Source organism: Geomonas diazotrophica (assembly GCF_019063885.1).
Classification (GTDB): Bacteria; Desulfobacterota; Desulfuromonadia; order Geobacterales; family Geobacteraceae; genus Geomonas; species Geomonas diazotrophica.
Genome location: NZ_CP077684.1, coordinates 2,817,704 through 2,838,626 on the forward strand (window position 1 = coordinate 2,817,704; position 20,923 = coordinate 2,838,626).

21 protein-coding genes are annotated in these 20,923 nt (G+C 57.9%); 13 read left to right on the plus strand and 8 right to left on the minus strand.

What is annotated here, in order from left to right:
- The first annotated feature begins 59 nt into the window (after positions 1 to 59).
- The 12 genes from KP003_RS12275 to KP003_RS12330 all read left to right on the plus strand — a co-directional run bounded on the left by KP003_RS12275 (position 60) and on the right by KP003_RS12330 (position 9,897).
- Entirely contained in the window at positions 60 to 209 is a 150-nt protein-coding gene (locus tag KP003_RS12275; protein ID WP_216497855.1) for a lmo0937 family membrane protein, read from the plus strand.
- 192 nt (positions 210 to 401) lie between these two features.
- Complete coding sequence (locus KP003_RS21625; RefSeq protein ID WP_367620864.1) at positions 402 to 716, plus strand: diguanylate cyclase; 315 nt, start codon at positions 402 to 404, stop codon at positions 714 to 716.
- Positions 713 to 1,198: a ferritin-like domain-containing protein gene (locus KP003_RS12285; protein ID WP_216497856.1), complete on the plus strand. Its 486-nt coding sequence runs from the start codon at positions 713 to 715 to the stop codon at positions 1,196 to 1,198. Before KP003_RS21625 ends, KP003_RS12285 begins: the two co-directional genes overlap by 4 nt.
- Positions 1,199 to 1,703: 505 nt before the next feature.
- Entirely contained in the window at positions 1,704 to 3,860 is a 2,157-nt protein-coding gene (locus tag KP003_RS12290; RefSeq protein ID WP_239027523.1) for a putative bifunctional diguanylate cyclase/phosphodiesterase, read from the plus strand.
- A gap of 481 nt (positions 3,861 to 4,341) precedes the next feature.
- Positions 4,342 to 5,679, plus strand: a complete 1,338-nt coding sequence (locus KP003_RS12295) for a M48 family metalloprotease (protein ID WP_216497858.1) — start codon at positions 4,342 to 4,344, stop codon at positions 5,677 to 5,679.
- 88 nt (positions 5,680 to 5,767) lie between these two features.
- Positions 5,768 to 6,190, plus strand: coding sequence for a nucleotidyltransferase substrate binding protein (locus KP003_RS12300; protein WP_216497859.1), 423 nt, complete (start codon positions 5,768 to 5,770; stop codon positions 6,188 to 6,190).
- Positions 6,190 to 6,498: a nucleotidyltransferase domain-containing protein gene (locus tag KP003_RS12305; RefSeq protein WP_216497860.1), complete on the plus strand. Its 309-nt coding sequence runs from the start codon at positions 6,190 to 6,192 to the stop codon at positions 6,496 to 6,498. The genes KP003_RS12300 and KP003_RS12305 overlap by 1 nt, the downstream gene beginning before the upstream one ends.
- Positions 6,499 to 6,527: 29 nt before the next feature.
- A complete protein-coding gene (locus KP003_RS12310) occupies positions 6,528 to 6,890 on the plus strand; it encodes a hypothetical protein (protein WP_216497861.1) in 363 nt (120 codons plus the stop codon).
- Positions 6,891 to 6,937: 47 nt separating this feature from the next.
- Positions 6,938 to 7,498 carry a dihydrofolate reductase family protein gene (locus KP003_RS12315; protein WP_216497862.1) on the plus strand — a complete coding sequence of 187 codons (561 nt, stop codon included), beginning with the start codon at positions 6,938 to 6,940 and terminating at the stop codon, positions 7,496 to 7,498.
- Between the two features lie 177 nt (positions 7,499 to 7,675).
- On the plus strand, positions 7,676 to 8,440 hold the full coding sequence (locus KP003_RS12320) for an alpha/beta hydrolase (protein ID WP_216497863.1): 765 nt from the start codon (positions 7,676 to 7,678) through the stop codon (positions 8,438 to 8,440).
- Between the two features lie 23 nt (positions 8,441 to 8,463).
- Positions 8,464 to 9,126, plus strand: coding sequence for an alkylmercury lyase MerB (gene merB / locus KP003_RS12325; protein ID WP_216497864.1), 663 nt, complete (start codon positions 8,464 to 8,466; stop codon positions 9,124 to 9,126).
- A 39-nt stretch (positions 9,127 to 9,165) separates the two neighbouring features.
- A complete protein-coding gene (locus KP003_RS12330) occupies positions 9,166 to 9,897 on the plus strand; it encodes a hypothetical protein (RefSeq protein ID WP_216497865.1) in 732 nt (243 codons plus the stop codon).
- Between the two features lie 273 nt (positions 9,898 to 10,170).
- Here KP003_RS12330 and KP003_RS12335 read toward each other — a convergent pair whose 3' ends face one another.
- Entirely contained in the window at positions 10,171 to 10,812 is a 642-nt protein-coding gene (locus tag KP003_RS12335) for a hypothetical protein (RefSeq protein WP_216497866.1), read from the minus strand.
- A 44-nt stretch (positions 10,813 to 10,856) separates the two neighbouring features.
- Between KP003_RS12335 and KP003_RS12340 the strand changes: the two genes are divergently transcribed.
- Positions 10,857 to 11,120 (plus strand): hypothetical protein, encoded by a 264-nt coding sequence (locus KP003_RS12340; protein WP_216497867.1) that lies wholly within the window; start codon positions 10,857 to 10,859, stop codon positions 11,118 to 11,120.
- 341 nt (positions 11,121 to 11,461) lie between these two features.
- Here KP003_RS12340 and KP003_RS12345 read toward each other — a convergent pair whose 3' ends face one another.
- From KP003_RS12345 to KP003_RS12375, 7 genes are all read right to left on the minus strand, one after another.
- Positions 11,462 to 13,885 (minus strand): glucan 1,4-alpha-glucosidase, encoded by a 2,424-nt coding sequence (locus KP003_RS12345; protein ID WP_217299640.1) that lies wholly within the window; start codon positions 13,883 to 13,885, stop codon positions 11,462 to 11,464.
- A 42-nt stretch (positions 13,886 to 13,927) separates the two neighbouring features.
- Positions 13,928 to 14,710: a 3-oxoacyl-ACP reductase FabG gene (fabG, locus tag KP003_RS12350; protein WP_217299641.1), complete on the minus strand. Its 783-nt coding sequence runs from the start codon at positions 14,708 to 14,710 to the stop codon at positions 13,928 to 13,930.
- A 26-nt stretch (positions 14,711 to 14,736) separates the two neighbouring features.
- Positions 14,737 to 15,516 (minus strand): MIP/aquaporin family protein, encoded by a 780-nt coding sequence (locus KP003_RS12355; protein WP_216788584.1) that lies wholly within the window; start codon positions 15,514 to 15,516, stop codon positions 14,737 to 14,739.
- A gap of 181 nt (positions 15,517 to 15,697) precedes the next feature.
- A complete protein-coding gene (locus KP003_RS12360; RefSeq protein ID WP_216788586.1) occupies positions 15,698 to 16,771 on the minus strand; it encodes a GTP pyrophosphokinase in 1,074 nt (357 codons plus the stop codon).
- Between the two features lie 252 nt (positions 16,772 to 17,023).
- Complete coding sequence (locus KP003_RS12365) at positions 17,024 to 18,157, minus strand: potassium channel family protein (protein WP_216788588.1); 1,134 nt, start codon at positions 18,155 to 18,157, stop codon at positions 17,024 to 17,026.
- Between the two features lie 208 nt (positions 18,158 to 18,365).
- Positions 18,366 to 19,985: a sensor histidine kinase gene (locus tag KP003_RS12370; RefSeq protein WP_216788590.1), complete on the minus strand. Its 1,620-nt coding sequence runs from the start codon at positions 19,983 to 19,985 to the stop codon at positions 18,366 to 18,368.
- On the minus strand, positions 19,982 to 20,812 hold the full coding sequence (locus KP003_RS12375) for a phosphate/phosphite/phosphonate ABC transporter substrate-binding protein (RefSeq protein WP_216788591.1): 831 nt from the start codon (positions 20,810 to 20,812) through the stop codon (positions 19,982 to 19,984). Before KP003_RS12375 ends, KP003_RS12370 begins: the two co-directional genes overlap by 4 nt.
- Positions 20,813 to 20,923: the final 111 nt, after the last annotated feature.

Sequence of the window (20,923 nt, forward strand, 5' to 3'; positions counted from 1 at the left end):
TCTCGGTTTTTACCACTCGAACGGGTAGCGGGCGCGCACTGCGCCGCAGGGAGGATCTCATGCTTTGGACAATTTGTCTGATTCTGATAGTTCTGTGGCTTGCGGGGATGGTTACCTCGTACACTATGGGGGGCCTGATCCATATCCTGCTGGTCATAGCCATAATCGTCTTGCTGGTGCGCGTCATCCAGGGGCGCAGGGTCCTTTGACCCATGCCGTTGACCATCGAGCCCGAGGAAAGCAGCCTGGTAAGGACCGCCACAGGGCCTATTTCGATGAAGAGTTGGAACGGCTGGCCCAGAGCGCTATGTTTCCCATGACCCTGGTGATGGCGGACGTCAACGAAACTGAAAGGTTTCAATGACGCACTGGGGCATGCAGCGGGAGACGAGCTGATAAAGATGGCGGCCCGGGTCATCAGGAGCGCCTTCCGTACCAAGGACATCGTTTCTCGGATCGGAGGAGACGAGTTTGCAGTAATCCTGCCGCAGACGGCAACCAGTGTGGCCAGGGAAACCGTCCGCCGGAGCATGAGTTGCCCGGAGGTCGCGAATGGCCAGGTGAGCATCGCCTTCGGCATAGCCACCGCAAAAGACAGGGATCAGCTTCGGGACACCTTGAAGCTCAGTGACGAGAGGATGTATCGCGAAAAGTCGGAGCAGAAACGATCGCAGCCAGAAGGCCCTGAAGACCAGGGAGGAGGGGGAACGCCATGAATGTTTTCGATTGCGCCATAAAGATGGAAGAGGACGCGAGGGGTTACTACCAGCAGCTGGCAGAGTCGGCCGGCACTGAGGAACTGAAGAATCTCTTCACCCTGCTGGCCCAGGCCGAGCAGGAACACCACGATGCCTTGGTGGAGCTGAAGGCGGGGATCAACTCAAGAAAATCGCAATTCGAGGCCTTGCGGGAGGCGGCGTGCCTCTTTAAACCCCTGCTCGCCAAGCGCGAACAGATGGCAGCGCTAAAAAAGGACCCGGACGCCTATCAGATGGTCACCCGCCAGGAGCAAAAATCGATAACATTCTACGAGGAGCTGGCTGCGCAGACAAAGGACGACGAGGCGCGCAAGATCGTTCTAAGTATCGCCGACGAGGAACGCAGGCACCTGAGCATCGTCGAAAATATCTATTCCTTCGTCGAGTCGCCCAAGAACTTCCTTGCCTGGGGCGAGTTTAGTAACATCCAGGAATACTGAGAGGTAAAAAGCCCCCTGATTCGGATTTCTCGGATTAGTACCGAAAGGCAGCCTTCGCTACAAAGCAAATATATCCATTATGACCTGGGCCCCTCCAGAGGGGCCCCCGCAATGGTGAAGCGCCAGTTTGTGGCGCTTTCTGCAACCCATTACGGATACTGTCAAATATGACAGTTTTCGCAGGCAGCAAGTCTTTGGCGAAGCACTCCCGGCACTGCATCACCCTGCAGAATCAGCCAGTTGATAACCACGCCCCGTTAAAACCAGCTGGCACGTTAGTTGCGACCTTCTCTGGGGAGGCGGTATCAAAGAGTGCTGACAACCAAGGGTGGCGGCAACCGGGCGGAAAATTGCGGAACCACCGTGCCAGAATGTTTGCAACTGGGTCATTGAGCAGGAAGTACACCAGCAGAGGTCGACAATGGAATCCGAACGGGGAAAAGAGAGACCGGACCGGACAAAGGATGAGACCCGGCGACTCCTTCATGAACTGCAGGTGCGTCAGGTGGAACTTGACGTGCAGAACGCGGAGCTGCGCCATACAAGGGATGAGCTCGAGGCGACGCTTGATAAGTTTACCGACCTCTACGATTTTGCCCCGATCGGATATTTCACCCTGGACCGCCAGGGGGCAATCCGCGCCGTTAACCTTAGTGGTGCCAGTCTCCTAGGCATCGAGCGCAGCGACCTTTTGGGAAGACTTTTCCTGGAATTTGTCCCCGCAAAGGCCCGCCCTGGCTTCTCCGAATTCCTCGGGAGGGTGTTCGACTTGCAGAAGAAGGAATCCTTGGAGACGGCGCTTAACCCGCAAGGGGATGCTCCTCTCTTTGTGCACATAGATGCCGCGCTCTGCGGTTCGGGGCTCGAGTGCCGCTGTGCCGTTTCGGACATCTCTGAGAAGAAGCAGGTCACCGACGCCCTGGCGAAGAGCGAGGAGCAGTACCGTGCCATAGTAAGCAACATAAACGAGTACGTCTACAGTGCCAGCTTCGAAAACAACGCCCTGGTGTCGACCTACCACAGTCCCAAGTGCGTCGACATCACCGGCTATTCCCCGGAGGAATACGCACGTGACCCCCACTTGTGGCTTTCCATGGTTCATGAAAATGACCGGGAACTAGTCCTTCGTTTTCTTGATGCCGTTTATGCCGGCAAAAAACCCGAGCCGATCAGGCACCGCATCCGGCACAAAAATGGCAGCGAACGGTGGATTCTGAACAGTTGTACGGTACAGAGGACGGAAAGCGAGGGGGTTGCCACGATTACACGGCTGGACGGCTTCATCCTCGACATCACCGAGTTGAAGCTCGCAGAGGAGAGCATATTTTTCCTTGCCTACCACGATCCGCTCACCGGGCTTCCCAACCGCAGCACGCTGTATAAGCGGATAACTCAGTTGATGACGGTAGCGAGGAGAACAGGCAAAGGCATAGCCTTGCTGTTTCTGGATATCGATGGTTTCAAGAAGGTAAACGACTCACTGGGCCACGATGTTGGAGACCGGGTCCTCCAGTCGGTTGCAAGGCGCCTGAAGGAATGCACGCGATACTGCGACATCGTGTCGCGGCTTGGGGGAGACGAGTTCGTCATCATGCTCTGGGATTGCGGGGCCGCGGAGGCTACAGTTGTGGCAAATAAAATCATCACTTCAGGTTTCAGCGTCCCGGAGGTCAGTGCCCCCCTTAACGCCAGCATCGGCATAAGCCTGTTCCCCCAGGACGGTACGGACTACCTCACACTGCTAAAGCACGCCGATGTCGCGATGTACCACGCCAAGAAATCCGGCGGCAAGAAGCATCAGTTCTTTACCCGCAGGTTAAACGAGCACGCCCGCGAGCGGTTCATCATGGAGGCCGATTTGCGGCACGCAGTGGAGCGAAGCGAGTTCGTGCTGTACTACCAGCCGAAGGTCGACCTCACCACCGGAAAATCCAGAAGCATGGAGGCGCTGATCCGCTGGCAGCATCCCGTCAGGGGGTTCACCCTGCCTGGCAATTTCATCGGCATAGCGGAGGAAACCGGGCTTCTTACCCCGATCAGCAAATGGACCATACGGACCGTCTGCCGGCAGCTACGCCAGTGGAGGCAGCAGGGGATCGGCCCTCTTTCTGTGGCGATAAACCTTTCAGCAACCTTCTTCCAGCAGGCAGACTGCGAGGAAATCATCGAGTCGGCCCTGTATGAAACAGGGGTGCCGCCCGAATGCCTGGAGCTGGAGCTGACCGAAGCCACCCTTATGAACGATCCGGACAGGGTCCTAGGGAGCATGGCCGCCATGAAAGCGCTTGGGGTGCAACTGTCCATCGACGATTTCGGGATGGGCTATTCCTGTCTCAATTATCTGAAGAAGCTCCCGATCGACAAGCTGAAGATCGACCAGTCCTTCATTCATAATATAGCTTTCGATACCGACAACATGGCGGTGGTTCGCGCCATCATGAGCATAGGTCGGAGCATGCAGCTCAAGGTAATAGCGGAAGGAGTGGAGAACGCCTCGCAACTCGCCTGGCTTCAGGCGGAGGGGAGCGAGGAAGCGCAGGGATTCTACTTCAGCCGCCCGATGTCGGTGAACGGGCTAACCCCTCTCCTCAAGCAGGGGGCCAACTACCTGCACAACCCGCGCGGCAAGCAGAGAATCAGGGAGTCGGAAATCCCCCGCTAGCTCCTGTCCTGCCCCCTCTTCTGCAGCATCGCGGTTAAGCGGTCGCCACTGTCCAACCGTTTTATCGACTATTATGGGCCTCGCTTTCCTCCTGGGAGCGAGGCTCCTTTTTATTCGGTGCCGCTTTCTGCCGCAACGCGTTCCGTCATATATGGCGACAAATACAACCGGATTCCGGGTGATGCCCGTTCTCCTCTTCCTCCGCCGGGTATGGATTCGCCCCCGCGGTGCCGCGATATGGCACTCGAGACAGAATGCCCCAGTAGGCAGTCGGGAAAATATTGACAGAAACGACAAATAGTACTACATAGCCGTTGGCCGTGCGACAAGACAGAGACAGTCGAATTGCTCGCACCAAACTCGCACCAAACTCGCACCAAACTTCCACCCAAAAGCCTGAATTTGGGTAATCCTTACCGGTCTGATGCGGACTCTGAAAGGCCTTTTTTCCATACCTAGCCCACAGAAAGAGGTCATTGCGATGAGTTCACGCTTGGTTGCCGTCACCTGCCCGTCGTGCGGGTTGAGCAAATCCGTCCCCTTTGACCAATGCCCGCCCGACGCGACGGTCACCAACTGTCCCAAGTGCAAAACAACCTTCGTCTTTTCCAGGGACGCAGCCTCGCTGCAAGCGCCGCCCCCCCTGGAGCAGGCCGCTCCCCCCAAGGCGGCAGGCACAACCGAGGCATCTGCTCCCCGGCAATGTCCCAAGTGCGGCTACGAGAGGAAGGAGTCCGACGCCGTCTTCGATGCCGCGTCCTGTCCCAAGTGTCACGTGGTCTATGCCAAGTGCACCGCTCCCGAGGTATCGGCAGCTGCCGCGAAAATTTCCGGCATCGTCCGCCCCGTCAACGCCGGCACCCTCATCTACCACCGCGAACACACCCTCTTCACCATCCACGCCGTGGTCGCCCTCATCTACTGGGTGGGCCTGGTCTTCGTTACCAAAGGCGCCTTTCTGTTCGCACTCCCCGCCCTCCTGGTCGCACTGCTGGTCGGCCAGTCCGCGCTGATAGCCCATCTCAAAGGGAACGGGATCAAGCTCTCCCCCACCCAGTTCCCGGACCTCTACGACCGGCACGTCCGCTGCTGCAAGGCCCTGGGGCTCGCCGACTATCCCGACGCCTACCTGATCAACGGCAGCGGTTTCCTCAACGCCTTCGCCACCAGGTTCCTGGGGAGGAACTTCGTGGTGCTGTTCTCCAACACCATCCAGGCCATGTCCGACCGTCCCGACGCCATCAACTTCTACATCGGACACGAGCTGGGACACATAAAGCAAAAGCACCTGCAGTGGGCCCCCTTTATCTGGCCGGTGAGCCTTCTTCCCCTGGTAGGCGCCGCCTACTCCCGCGCCCGCGAGTACACCTGCGACCAGTTCGGCCGGGCCTGCTGCGACAGTACCGAAAGCGCCTTGAAGGGGCTGATCGCCCTCTCCGCCGGGGAGAAGCTCTGGTCCGAGGTGAACATCGACGCCTACCTGGAGCAGACCGCGCACAGCAGCGGCTTCTGGATGTCGCTCCACGAGCTCATCTCCGACTACCCCTGGCTGGTCAAAAGGGCCGCCCGGATCAACAACCCGTTCGTCGCTCCCCCTCCGCGCAGCCTTTTCGCCTGGATCTTCGCCCTCTTCATGCCGCGCATGGGTGTAGGCGGCTCCGCCGCCGGCGTGCTCGTCACCGTGGCTATCATAGGGATCCTCGCCGCGATAGCCGTCCCCCAATTCGCAGCCTACAAGGCCAAGGCCCAAAACGCGCAGATGCGATCCATGCAGATGAACGTCCCTCCCCTGGGCAAGATGGCACCGAGGCAACCGTGAGTTCTGTTTGCGTTGAAACCACCCTAAAAAAAATGTAAAGTCCTCAGGAACCATAGAAATCGCAGTTGCTGTGGAAAAGGAGCCTGCCGTGCCTGAAGATATCCGCTGGAAACAGCGCTTCAACAATTACCTGAGGGCGTTGAAGACCTTGACAGAGGCAGTGCAGCTAGCGAATGAGCGCCAACTGACCAAGCTGGAAGAACAGGGAATGGTCCAAGGTTTCGAGTTCACCCACGAACTTGCCTGGAATGTTCTGAAAGATTATCTGAGCGAGAAAGGAATCATCGGCCTCATTGGCTCCAAGGACGCGACAAGAGAAGCATTCAAGAACGGGCTCATTGAAGATGGCACCGCGTGGATGGACATGATCAAGGCCCGCAATCTCAGCTCCCACACTTACAATCCTGAAACAGCAGAGGAGATCGTAGAAAGCGTACTTACCCGCTTTTACCCCCAGTTCGAGCTGATGGCGAAGAAGTTCACGGCGTTGGCAACAGACGAGGACGATTGATGCCCTTTGGCTTGAGCGATGACACTATCGAAAAGATCTGCGATGTCTTAAGCCATCATGCTGGCGTTAAAAAGGCAGTCCTGTACGGATCGCGGGCTAAGGGCAATTTCAAGCCTGGGTCAGACATAGACCTCACCCTTTACGGCGCACTCCTCACTACATTCGATCTCGGCTCGATTGCGGAAGAGCTTGATGACCTTTTGTTGCCCTACAAGATAGACCTCTCCCTGTTTGCCCGATTGGACCATACCGAGCTTAAGAAGCATATTGAACGGGTCGGCGTGGTGTTTTATCAACGGCCATCCTAACGTTTCCCGTACAGCCAAAGGAGTTCCCCATGCGTTACATCAATACCGACAAGATACTTGCCGCCCAGCTCACCACTCCGGCCGAAAATCCCCTCGTCGGCGACGACACGCGCCTCATCGACGTCTGGTTTGACGGCAGCGCGGTACGAAAGCAACTGTTCAAGAAGGTGCACAAGACCGAGCAGGAAGCGATGGCCCAGGAGCTCGAGAAGAGGGGTTTCATCCGCTCCGGCAACCTCCTGATCAACCCGAAAGCCGTTCTCTTCGCCGAAATGGAGCATGAGATCGTCGGCGGCCTCGTCACCATCGGCTACCAGGACAACGGCAAGCCGGTCGAGCTAAAGATGGATACCCAGGCCTTCAAGAACCTGTGCGAGCGGCTGGGGAATTAGGAGAGTCCGCTAGTCCGAAGGAACTGCAACTTTGAGGGCGTACCGTCATGAAGACACAGTACTACGCGGCGGCCAGTCTCGACGGATTCATTGCCACCGAAGACGATTCGTTGGACTGGCTTTTTCCCTTAGGCAATGTGGACGACACCAGCTATCCCGGATTTATCGCTGAGGTCGGCGCACTGGCGATGGGTTCAGCAACCTACGAATGGATGCTGCATCATGCCGACAAGGTGGCCCTCGAGACGGGGGCAGCGTGGCCGTACACCCAGCCAGTCTGGATATTTTCCAGCAGGGCGCTCCCGACCATCAAGGGAGCCAACATCCACTTCGTCCATGGCGACGTCCGGCCTGTTCATGCCGAAATGATCAAAGCGGCCGGCTCAAAGAACATCTGGATTGTAGGCGGAGGTGATTTAGCCGGTCAGTTCTACGATGCCGGGCTACTGGACGAGATAATCGTGCAAGTCGGTTCGGTCACGTTGGGAAAGGGTAAGCCGCTCTTCCCGCGTCGCTTAGTCACCCCCCCTTTGACTTTGGTATCTGTGCAGCAGTTCGGCTCAGGCTTCGCCGAGTTGCGGTACCAGGTCCCGAAGTGTGTCACATAAGGCTCTTCCTTTTACCTCACCACACTCACAGGCAAATGCCGGCTCTGTCACAGGCTGTTCCTGCGCCCATCAGATTCACACTGCCCACAGATTTAGCTTGAACAATAACATCGCATCCATTAAATTGGGCTTACCATCTTACCCAAGCATCCATCTCCCGATTAAGTTGCAGGCATCATGCGCTTACTGCTTACCATCATCTTCCTCTGCCTTGCGGTGCCTGCCCTTGCCGCAAATGATCGCCTGGTAAAGATTGAGACCAGGCCAGGGGTGTTCGTTCCCTTCTATTACATGAAACGCGAAGGAGCCAAGGCGACCGTCCTCTTGTTGACCGGAGGCAGCGGCGGCATCGCGGTAAAGAACGGCATCCCCACCTCCAACAACTTCCTGGTCAGAAGCAGGGACCTCTTCGCGGCCAACGGCTTCAACGTCGTCGTGGTCGGCAAGCCTTCCGACCACGACGATCTTGACGGAACCTTCCGAACCAGCCCGGAGCATGCCGAAGACCTGAGGCGGGTGATCGCCTTCGCGAAAGGCGATGCCGGTTCCCCCGTCTGGGTCATCGGGACCAGCATGGGGACTATTTCAGCCGCGGCACTGGCCACCGTCGCCGGCAAGGACGAGATAAACGGCATCGTGTTGACCTCCAGCGTCACCCGCAAAAAGGTTGGCGCCCTCCCCCAACAAAAGCTCGAACTGATAAAGCAGCCCGTACTGGTCGTGCATCATCAATCCGATGAGTGCAAGATCTGCGTCCCAGGCGACCTCCCCCAGATCATCCAGCAGATGAAAAACGCCCCCATCAAAAAGGAAGTCTACGTAAGCGGCGGCACCACCCCGACCGGGGACCCGTGCCAGGCGCTGCACCGGCATGGCTTCATCGGAGTAGAGAAAGAGGTCGTGGACCTTATTTCCGATTGGATCAAGAATCCAAAACCATAAGAGGCTGCAAAGGGAGTCACCTTATGATACGCCGTGAAGGAATAGCTATGGTGGATGTGAACGCATTCGATGCTGTTCAGGCGGGCTTGAACTGTGACCATCCGGAAGTCTGGCTGTTCCTACTGCGCGCCCTGAGTAAGGGACAGCCCGTCTCCCGTAAGAGCATAGCGGAGGCACTTGCGATGTCCCTACCCGACGTCGAAGTGGCGTTGGGGACTTTTGCAGATACCGTGTACGACGACAACGGAGACATAGTGGCCTGCGGCCTCTCGCTTCTTCCAACGCCGCACTCTTTTAAGGTTTGCGGCAAGGAGTTGTACACCTGGTGCGCCCTGGATGCTCTGATGTATCCCAGGGCACTGGACCAAGTGGTGCAGGTTGAATCGCGCTGCCCCGTCACGGGGAGTCGGGTTTGTTTGACGGTGGGTCCAACCGGAGTGAGCTACGTGTCACCGGCTGAAGTTGTCCTTTCCATGGTGATACCTGGAAAGAAGGGTGGCTGTTGCAATGTCCGTAGCAGTTTTTGCAGCGGGGTTCATTTCATCAGCTCAGAGGAAGCTGCCGCCACCTGGATGTCGCAACATCCTGACGCGTTCATTTTGTCAGTCCCTAAGGCATGGCAACTGGGAAATACAGTAGTGCAGCGAAGATTGGAAGGAGCCGCCGGCGTAACCGGTCACGATTGATTCTAATGCCGGCGAAGCGTTTGGGAATGAGGGGACCGGATGAAACTTAACATCACCACAACAACCATGCTTTGGCCTTTGATTGTTAGTTGCCTCCTCCTCGGCGGTTGCATCACATCCAGGGAAGAGTTCAACAAGGATCTCGACGCCATCGTCGAGAAGCCCGCGTCATTACACCAGTTGGTAACCGGCCCCGATCCCGATGGCGATATGTCAAGGCTCTACCGAGATCTGCTGCTCGATGACGCCGTACGAAAAGCCGTTTATGACGAGGCGGTGAAACAGGGGGTTAATTGGTCGACGGACAGGATGTTGGCTACTAACTGGTACAATACCCTCCATAGCCGCGGTCTCTCAAACTTGCCTCTCGCGCAGAAGCAGGCTATTCTCCGTGAAGTCAGCGGCGTGTTGAAAAGGCTGGACGACAACAGTTGCAACCCCCGCTCGTTTAAAATCGACGTAACGACCCTTCCTCCGGCGGAACGCAGGCGTTTCCTAGATTTTTTTGAATCAGCTATAAAGTTGGGAGCGACTTGCGAGGCACCCATTAAAGAGCCGAGCAAGGCTGAAATGATGGTGGCGATTGTAGCCTTAATTGCAAAGGGAAAAGAAAAGTATTCCGATCACGAGCTAGTTGAGATAATAACCCCCTTGTCAGAGCCGAAAGACGCAGTAAAGGGCGGGAAATGCAAATCCTTTGAGAAAATACTGGAGGCGCTACTTGAGCTGGACCCAAAGTATCAGCAGACTTTACTTGGCTTCATGAAGTAATCCCGCCCGACAGCAGGATCCTCGCTGAAAAGCCAGTCGGGGCCGAGCGGGACGCTGACCAGGTGGGAGAGGAACGGAAAAGCACCCCGATCCAAAGATACACCCGGGTGCCTGGAAGGCGGGTGACGCGTGTAAGATTATAAGACCATGAAAAACTTATATTCTTATGCATGTCCCCTTGGCTTGCGGCTAAAAAATCCAGTCGGGATGACGACAAAACGCCCCCGTCCAGAGATGGACGGGGGCGTCAACGTTTCGCAGCTAAAACTGTTCTTACAGGGACCTGATGCACACCGGCAGGCACCAGGGACCGCGGCCGTTGGAGGAGAGGATGCTGGCACGGATCCAGTACAGCTTGCCGGGCTCCCTGCCGGGAATGGAAATCTTCGAGGCCAGGGGAAAGTCATCTACATCTATCCATGTAGGATTTGTTGTCGGATCCTGATCGGTGATCTGTACCCGGTAGCTCTTGGCACCCGGGTACCTGATGATCTTGCCCAATAAGATCCCCGACTCCTTACCATGGCTAACCGTGAATTCCGGGGAAGGCGGAGGACCGGTAACGGTTTTCTTCACCTGCAGCGGACGAACCTTGAACCCCGCCCTCTGCAGAGCGTTGCGGTCGCTTTCGACAGCAAGTTCGACATACTTGCCGATCCTGGCCATCCGCTTCTTAGCCAACTCGTGAAACTCGTCCCTTTCCTTCACCATCGCCACATCATGGTTTTGCGCTCGGGCTATCGCGGCCTCTAAAAAATCCGCGTCCTCGCCCAACCCTTCGATCGACCTCAACCACGGTGGCCACGGCTTTAGGTTGGGGTGATCATGATTGAGCAGCATGACCTTGACGGTCCGCAGCATCTCCGCCGTCTCCTGGGGAGAAGAGCCGTATTGAGGGGCTAGCACTGTTTGCATAATTCCTCCTGGCTGGTGAAATCTCGTCTCCAGGAGAAGCATACATGAAACGAATCAAATTACAACAAACTAATTTTTTGTTTAGGCTTTCGAACAACATGCCACGCTTCGCTACCGGCCGCTGCAAAAGCCGGCCGGGTATGGATAAGGGCGGGCAATTCGCGCTGAGGCGGTCGGTCTTCTTGACCATCTTTGCCGCCCCCTTATCGGGCCCGCGAAAGAGTTGTGCAAGCATCGGCTATTTCTTTGCAAACATTGCGGATTGTTTCGCAAACTTCCCGCGAAAATTAAACTTTTCAACACACTGAAATAATATGAGTTTTAGGAAGATCGACAAAGGGTTGGTCAAAGTTGACGAATAGTTTGGCAAGGTTTCGGGAAAGTTTAACAAACTTCAGGCGAACCTATTAAAGGGTCCTGCCGAGTGGGCGAAGTCCGGCAGGATCCTTTTCAAACCTTCGCGCAGGCGTGTCGACATCCGCTGGAGGTGTATCAAAATCGGCGAATAGCGTCGCAAAGATCGCCCGCCGGTGTGAAAGGCTTATCGAATCCTGATCAAACTCTGCCCCTCGCTCGTCGACCTTCGGACGGGGTTTGGCAACATCTGCCGAAAGGTGCTCGAGGAATTTCTCCAATAAAGGTCAGCCACTTATCCGCCGAGTTGTGCGGCACCGATGCTGACTGCCCAGTCCACTCCCTCCCAATGTCCGGCCTCCAGCCAGTAAAACGTGAACCTTGCCTGTTTTCCTTCGGTTAGCGACCCGGTCGCCAGATCTGCTGAGTGAATCCCCAGCCCGGTATCGTTGGTTCGTATTTCCTGGGACGTGTTCCACTCATCAGGACTCCAGCGAATGACAGCGGGCGCCAGCGTCTCGATGCGCAGAATCTTGCCGGCTGGCAAGGAATGAATTTTGTGGTTGAAGCGCCACACCAGGCAAAAGGCCTCGGTATTTTCCGTCAGGTAACGGGCCACTGGCTGGGGCGGTATATCGAAGACCCGTCCGTCATTCAGTGAGCGGAGGAGCTTCAGGTATTCGGCGTGTGCCCAAACAAGCGGCATGGCCGAACCGGATGGCCGGCCGAAAAAAAGCTCCCGGTCCGGCAGGTCCGGCGCGTCCCAGATCTGCTCCGATAAAAGCCCGTCAGCGCTGGCAAAGGATTCTAAGGCTGCCTGAAGCCGCTTTGCCTCTTGCACCCGGCCTGCCGCCAGTTCGAAGTGGGCACGTTCGCCGGTCAGAAGCGGCCACACCCGGCCGATCCCGGTGCCATCAAAAGGTTCGCCATCTTCATGTTCGCCGTAGCCGTCACCATTGTACCGGTGCCAGATCGGGCCCTGCGGCGCCTCAACCTTGAGCAGCGCATCTACGACCTTGACCGTGTCCCGAATACGCGGGTCATCTGCTGCACGCAATCCGAATCTAACCAGTGCCAGGGCATCGGGGCTTACCAGGTGGCAGACAGGGCTTTCGGCCTGGTCCGTTGTCACGTTTTTTACAGCTATGCTCTCCAGGAACCGCGAAACACCCTCTTCTTTCACAACCGGCGCGATCCGGACGTAGTACCCAGCGACATCGTACTTGCGACACCAATCGGTGCCGCTCACGAACATCCAGCGATCAATCGATGCATGCCAGACATCGGCGGTCTCGCGCAGGTACCTTGCGATGCCAGGTTCATGGTGCAGATCGGCCAGGTCTGCCGCAGCCAGTAGCGCTGCGATTTCGGCGGCCACCGTGAACGGCGAATAGCCGGGATCTTCCTCCCACCGGTCCTGCGGGCTCACCGGTCCGTTGCGGACCAGGTAGGCGGCAGCCTGTCGCACCATCGGCCAGAACCTGGCCACGTCGGCGGTGTCCAGAGCCTTCTCGCGCCGGGCCAGGTCAACGAGCAGAACCGGCAGGGCTGTCTCGTCCATCTGGATGCCGTTCCAGTAGGGCGAACCGTCCAGCCACATGTTCTGGGCCCAGTGTCCGTCCGCCTCCTGGGTTGCCTGCAGATAGCAGAGCACACGGCGGACCTCCCCATGGGCGCCGGCAGCCAGGAGCCCCCCCGCCGACTCGGCCAAGTCGCGCGGCCAGGCGAGGTGATAGCCGCCCAGATCGTTATCCCCCTTGCTGAATCCCCACGGGATGGAAAGGCTCGCGATTATTCCGCCGGGGAAATTGAAGGCCTCGTGTGCGCGCACGACGGCCGTGCTGGTCCGGTAAAGATTTTGTCCATTATCCGATCGGTTCTTGTCGAGTTGCAGCAGAGTCGCCTGCCACCCGCTCCACTGCCGAACATACTTCGATTGTGCTGCTTCGAAGCCGTCCTGGAGTGTTGCGCGCGCGCGGTTTCCAGCTTCAGCTGCGTTACGCCCAAACCCCAAGGCCAGCACGAATTCTCCTCCGCCAGCTTGCAGGTCGACCTCTGCCGTCAGGTCGACATTGCCGTTTTCGGCCCGCGTGTAGTCCCATGCCATCTGTTGGTGAGAGGTGATGTCCTGCCAGCCGTCTGAGAATCCAACGAAGCCCACGGAGCGCTTCATCCATGGAACTGAACAGGCTAGCGCCAGCGCATTTCCGTCCCGTTCGGCGAACAACATGGGCTGGCCTTTATACTCGCCAATCCAGGCAGTATTGCCGGCACCGTGATTGCCCAGGTGCGGCGCGAGCAGCACATAGAGCCGATAATCGGAGACCTGCCCCTTTTGGGCAACGAATCGGGTTTGTTGCAAGACGGTGTCCCGCTGCGGGTCAGCCAAAATCTTCTTCTCTATCCGGTAGCGACCAAGTCTGCACGTGTTGAACAGATGGAACGCCGGCACCCCCTTGGCCAGCCAGCGGAGCTCGCTGGTAGTGTCGCGCTTTTCCTCGGAAAGGAACTCTGCTCCGTCAGTGACGATCAACCCCATGTCGCGTACACAGGCCTGATCAATGCGAGGGTAATAAATCTCGTTAAAAATCCCGTGGCTCAGGGTAAACCAGACCCGGCTCTTGTCGCTCAGTGCGGTGCCCATACCCGACTTGGCACTGGAGGTCCAGCGCGCTGGAATTCCGGGCCAGCCCGGTGCATGTCCATCTGGCGCATCCATAACGCCTCCTGTTTCTGGGTTTCGTGCCTATTCTATTCCCCGCTAACCGCCCTGGGCGAAGTCGGGATAATCTGTCATGCCCCCATCCACGAAGACCGTGCGACCGGTCACGTAGGAAGCGACGTCGGAGACCAGTACCACCACCATGCGGGCTACTTCCTCCGGATCGCCGAGCCGCCTCAAGGGAATCTTCTTTATCAAGTCATGCAGGTTCGCCGGATCGCTCCAAACGGAGCGGTTGATCGCCGTCTTGACCGCCCCGGGCGCAACCGACAACACCCGTATTCCGTGAGGAGCAGCCTCCTGGGCGAGGGTCTTGGTCAGCATGCTGATGGCAGCCTTACTGGTGGTATAGGCGCTATAGCCGGACCAGGCGATTTCTTCATGCACCGAGCTGATGTTTAGGATGACCCCGCTTTCCTGCGGCACCATCCGCTGCAGGGCTTCGCGCGCGCAATAGAAGGCTCCCATCAGATTCACCTCGATCACTTCTCGCCATGTTTCAATACCGGTCTCCCATCCCAGAGCGCGACCACCATCAATGCCCGCATTATTGACCAGTATATCAATCCCCCCCCAGGCAGCATCGATCCTTTGGAACATTTTCGCGACAGCCTCAGGGTTCGCAACGTCGGCTTTGATCGTAATGGCAACGCCGTGTTGCGACTGTATCCGTTGCGCGAGCGATTGCGCGACTTCGGGATGTGCAACGTAGTTGATCGCAACCCGCGCGCCCGCATCGGCAAGGCATAGTGAAATTGCCTCACCGATGCCGGAATTGCCGCCGGTGACAAGGGCACGCTTGCCGTCAAGCCTGATATTCATGGCACTCCTCCTCTTTGTGCAACGAATCAACCCTTCCAGCGAAAAACCCCGTATCGGTCGTGCCCAAAGTGGTAGAGCTTTGCGACCTCAACCGTGAGCCAAGCCGCCCCGGAAAACCGGTAAAAAGCTACGCCTAGAACAGCACCCAGCAATGGGCCCAACCAGTAAATCCACCAGCCATGCCAAGCGCCGGAGATCACCGCTGGGCCAAGGCTGCGGGCCGGATTAGTGCTAGTGCCGGAGATTGGCGCTTCCATGAAAACCATGGCGGCATACAAAATTGGAAATAAAGCAGGTGTGAAAGGCCGCAGTCGACGACGCCCGAGGAAGAAGAATAGCCCAACAATGAGGGCGCAAGTAGTGGCCACTTCTCCAAGCAATACCCAAAAGGCCCCGTAACCCGCACCGGGCAGGGTAGCACCGAACGCCACGCTGCGTCCCATCTCCCCCCACGCCATTAAGGGTAGCGCCCCGACCACTGCGCCGGTGAGCTGCGACAGTATATAGCCCAAAACATGACGAGCTCTCAGGGTGCCCATTAGCCAGAATGCCAGGGTGACAACCGGGTTGATGTGCGCTCCGCTTTCTTTGCCGAGCGGAGAGAGAGCAATCAGGGCGCCGGTGGTGCCGAACAGAAAGCCTGTGATAAGCCGACGCCAACCTGCGCTCGGAACGAGTTGAACCATGGGGCTATCTTGGCCAAAGGCCAGGATCACAATCGACAACCCAACTGCAACAAGCAACGCCGTGCCTATAAACTCCGCACCGAATAGCAGCCACGGAATAGGTCGATCATGCGTATCCATCCTGTTCCTTCTTTCCAGGCACATAAGGTGCGATATCGCTTTGATCTCATGCCGTCTCTGCTTTCCATCGTTAAACTTGAGTACAGGATAGCACTGGACAGGGCTATGTAAATCCGTTTTGAGACAGGGAGATGAGACAAGACAGTAGGACGGTGAAACTGAGGGGGGGGACTGAGAGGGGTCAGGGCTGCGATGTTGCCGGCGCCGGCTGATTGGCCTTCAACCATGCGACGAAACGCTCCCTGTTCCTTCTCGACAAGATGCGTGAAAACTTCTCCTGGTCGTAGAGATAGAGACAGTGCCTGATCGAGGTGTAGGCGCTGAAGGTCCTCTCCGGGTTTTCCGCGAGCACGTGGTCGCGATACTCCCTGACGACCTTCAGGTTCTCGTTCAGACACCTGTGCAGTTCAGCCTTTTGCAGGGTGCTGTTTTGCTCCAATATGTCCTGGACGAAATCATCCACCTTCTCGTCGTCGAACACGAAGTCACGGAAAAAGTGCCCGGCAATGGGCAAGAAGTTGAAGGCGTTCACCGTCCTCGTGCCTGCGGTAACCGCCTGGCCCGGCGCGTCCGGTTCAATCTGCGTCACCGTCGCCTGCTGCATCAGGTCGGAGGTCGCGTTCCGGATCTCTTTAAACTCACGGTCGGCGAGCTCGAAAAGGGCGGCGAGCACGTTGATCCTGCGCTTCAGATCCACCGGGATCGACTTCTTGTACTTGATCTTGTGGTCCAGCATGCTCCAGGCGTCCTGGATCAGGGACCGAATCTGCACCTCGAAGCAGAGATCAGCCGGCGGCAGGTTCCTGGTGACATAGACCACCTCAGGGTCCAGGGCCAGGTCCATGTGCAGCCCCTTGTAGCCGAAGGAGTCTTCCGTACTCTCCACGGCGGAAGTCTTGTCGGTGACGTTTAGTATCTTGAAGTTGCGCTGCAGCAACTCCGACACCACCGGGACCTCGTCTTCATAGAGGCAGACGATCCGCACGCCTATCAGGTCCGAGATGAAGTCCCTGATTTGGTAAGGCTGCTCGTCGGCCTCGAGTTTCCCTTGGTATTTGCGCTGGAACTTTTTTATGCACTCCTCTTTGTCCTTGACGCGCCCCTCGACCTTGGTGGTCGCCCCCGCTCCAGTCTGACTGACCAGGCTCCTGACGATGTCGACAAATGAGTCCTTCGCCGCAATCAACCGCTTCTCGTTGGTCTCGTAGTATTTCCTGAAAAGTACTTTTTCCCGCTCAAAATCGTGGGATGCCATATTTGAATTCCTTATGCCTCAAGAGCCGGAGTTCCTCCGTAGCCAGGGTTTCAGCGTCTTATCGGCTCTTGTGTATTCGCTCCTGCTCACGAATAGCACAGGCGGGCCTTTTCAAAAAGAGAATTCGCTCGAAAAGGATCGGGATCAGGCCGGGAAATGGACAAACGCTGGCGGGAAAATAAAACTGTCGGCGGAGAATTCGGGGAGCAACCTAAGGAAAAAGGAAGCGACGGGGACACTCGACTAAACGGCTCAAAAATGCCTTTCCTCAACCTCCTCCTGGGCTTTGTGGTGCTTCGCCGGGGGCTTCCAGAAGCTGGCCTGCCAGTTGTCCACCCCGTTTTCCCGCGCCACCCACGGAGGAAGACCGACCTTGAAATGCCGGGAGAGCGCGTTGACGTAGGGCTCGTACATGAGGCGCAACTCGGCAAGGTTCTGTTCCAGGACGTCCCTCTCCTTCAGCGTGTGGCCGCTGCGGCGAAGAATGTCGCAGATTTCGTCCAGCTTCGCCGACGGGAGCCGGTCAGCCCCCAGTTGCCGCGGCTGGGTCTTGAACACGAGCGCCAGATCGACTACCGCATGGCGCGACATGGCAAAGGTGAGCTCCGCCTGGCGGTTGCAGGTTCCCTCCACCCCCGCCATGATCAGGGCGCAGGTGTCCAAAATCGCGGTAAGCGCGGTCAGCCAGGACTGGTTGTCGTGTTGGGAACGGAAATAGGCGAGCACAGGATAGGAAAGATGCCCCTCGAGAAACTCCGCGGACCAGCGCTCCCATTCGTGCAGCAGCTCGCGAAGCGATTCCGCACCTCCGTGATGGCTGTGTCTGCGCAGCATCTCCGAAGCGGTGGGAGGTGAGCCGGCCCGGGCGTCGAGCAGGGAGATGCTCACCTCGCGTCGGGCGAAGGACTGGTTCAGAGCCGGCAGGTAGCTGATGACAAGGGCCAGGAAAGCGAACCCCATTCCCGATTCGACCACCACCAGCAGGCGTCCCAGGCTCGTTTTGGGCACCACGTCGCCGATGCCGAGGGTGAAGAAGGTGGTGCCGCTCAGGTAGAGGTCACTTATCAGTTCGGTGCCGCCGTCGCGATACAAAAGCCAGGAACCGCCCCAGTGGATGAGCGCGAAACCGGCGATCAGCACCGCCGCCCAGAGGCTCAAAAGAAGCAGCAGCGACAGCGGGCCGAAGTAGCTCAACCAGGTTTCCCGGCGCTTGGCCGGAACGAAGTTGTGGATGAGCCACGTCCAGGGACGCCAACTGCTGCGGTAGAAGACCCGCGTGATGCGGAAGCGGCGGGTCACCCGGCGCGGCAGGATGATGGTCTCGAATCCCTCCCAAAGCACCAGGAGCACCAGCACAGCCCCAAGAATCATCGCCACAATCGCCATAACCTTCCTCTCGCCCCACAGTCCGCGCTGCCGTTCACTCTCATAGCAGTATAACCCAGAACCATTGGCCACGGAGAAAATCTGAGGACTTCTGAGAAAAGCGGAAATCAAAAACAAAAAAAGAGGGGTTTCCCCCTCAAAGTGTCGTGCGGTTCTCAGATTTTCTCAGATTATCTCCGTGGCTAAGCGGTTTTTCCGTTTCGGGAGTCTACGCCACACATGCCTCCTGGCTCACCGGCAGCCTTACCTTGAAGATGGTACCGGCGCCGGGGGTACTTTCCACGGCGATCTCGCCGCTGTGCTTCCTGATGATGTCGTAACTGATCGACAGCCCAAGGCCGGTACCCTTGCCAACGTCCTTGGTGGTGAAAAAGGGTTCGAAGATCCGGTTGATGATCTCCTGGGGGATCCCCTTGCCGGTGTCGCTTACCGAGACGAAGACGTCCTCACCGTCGCTCCAGGTTCGGACTACGATCTCCCCGGAACTCTCTATGGCCTGCGAGGCGTTGATCAACAGGTTGAGAAACACCTGGTTGAGCTGCTGCGGGTAACAGCAGACTGGGGGGAGTACCCCGAACTCCCGCCTCAAGGTGGCGACGTACTTGATCTCGTTCCAGGCGATGCTGATGGTGGTTTCGAGACATTCGTTCAGATCGACCTGCGAGTATTGAACCCGGTCTACCCGGGAGAAGTTCTTCAGGCTCTGGACAATGTGCTGCACCCGCCCTCCCCCTTCCAGGGATTCCGCAATCAGTTGTTTGCCGTCATCGAGGATGTGATCGATCTTCAGCTGCTTTCGGGTTTGGGAGAGCGCATCGGAGCCGGCGTCGTCACCTCCTTTCCTGATGGCCTCGTCCTGCGCTGCGATGAATTCCTCCAGGCGTTGCAGGTACTTCCCGAGCGTGGACAGGTTGCTGGTGACGAACCCCATGGGGTTGTTTATCTCGTGGGCTACGCCGGCGGCAAGCTGCCCGATGGAGGCCATCTTCTCCTGCTGGGTGAGGTAGTTGTCCTTCTCCCGGTTCTTCGCCACCTCTTCCTGCACCCTGGACTCCAGGGTCAGATTCAAATCTTCGAGATCCCGGGCACGTTCCTGCAACGCTTCCTTGGCCAGGGTCAGCTCTCTCACCCGTTCCGAGATGGCGCGAGACATCATGTTGAAGGCCGCCCCCAGCCGCCCCACATCGTCTTGCCCCTCCCGCACCGGCGCCGGTGTCAGGTTGCCATTGGCAACCTCCAGGCTCGCCTTGGTGAGGGTGACCAGGTGCCGGGTCAACCAGTACCCGAGCAGGGTCAGTATCACCGTGGAAAGGAGCACCTCGATAATGGCGATGGTCCCGCCCTGCAGCAACAGGAGGTGCCGCGCGGAAACGATCTGCGAGAGATCCAGGCCGAATTGGAGGGTACCCAGGGGCTGCCCCGTCTGGGCAATGGGGACCAGCACGTCGTAGCGCGGAGCCTGGGTCTCCTGGAACAACTCGAACCGTACACTGGGGGGAGGAAGGGCCTGGTCACGCCCCCAGCCGCTGGAGGCGACCCGCCTCCCTGCGCTGTCCAGAATCACGATGTACTTGACCCCGCCGGCACGCCGGCTCTCGTCGATGACGGCCTGGACGGTGGCGAAATCCTGCTGTGCAAGGGGTGCGGTAAGGGCTGCGATGAGGACCGGCGACATCTGGTCGGCCTGCCACAGGGCCTGCTTGGTCATCGCACCGTGCAGAAGCCGTAAGCTGTTGAACACCATCACGAACAACATCAGAATTTCGATGCCGATGGCAAGCATCAACAGGCGCCCCCGCACCGTTGACCAGGGAGCGAGCGCTCTCATCTTTCTTCTTTTTTCAGCAGCCTTTTGACCTCGGCCGCATAGTGGTCCATACCTTCCAGTTCCCCATGGTGGAGCTTTCGGTAGCCGCCGAGCTTGTTGGTGTCGAAATAGCGTTTTCCCTCCGCCGTCTCCGCAAAGGTCCAAAGGGCTGCATTGATCGCCTTTTCACGAGCGGACCAGCGCTGGTTAAGCAGGTAGACCCTGCCGGCAAGGGGAGCGCTTTGGGCGATGATGCGCAACTGCCCTTGCACCTCCGGGCGCAGCTTCTGGAAGTTGGCCAGCGACGTGAAGCCGGCAGCGGCTTCACCGGTCAACAGTAACTGCGCCACGCTGTCCGAGGCGCTGACGAATTTCACCGGCAGCGAGGCAACGTGATTTTCGGCGAGCCAGTGCTCCCCCCAGAGGGTTACCAGCGATGCCGCGCTGAGCCCGAGGACCTTCCTCCCTTTCAGATCCGCCGGCTTGGTTACGTCGCTGTTTCGGGGGACGATGGTGACCGCCTTGAAGTCGGCCTTGTAGGTGAGTTGCGGCAGGTAGCCGGCGTCGACTTGCAGCAGCCGCGCCTGGTGACCGGTGGTGATGGCGAGGTCGTACTTCTGGGCCAAGGCGCGCCGGGCGAATTCGTCGAAGTCGGGTGCGGTAACCACCTCCACCGGCATGTTCAGGCTCTTGCCGAGGTAAAGCCGCAACGGCTGGTACATCTCGAGAATTACCCTGGCACTGGTGTGGGGAGCGACCCCGATCACGAAAGTTCCTTGGGCAGAGGCGACCCCGGGGAAAAGCGCCAGAAACAACACCAAGCCAAACAAACGGATTATGCTCCTCATTACTCCTCCTTGCTAACATGCCCGCTGCTTGTGATTGCCCGTTTGATGCGCCACGAGAGAGACGGGACCCGGCATCTCAAGCAATGCGTAATAGCCGCTTATGTTCTTTGC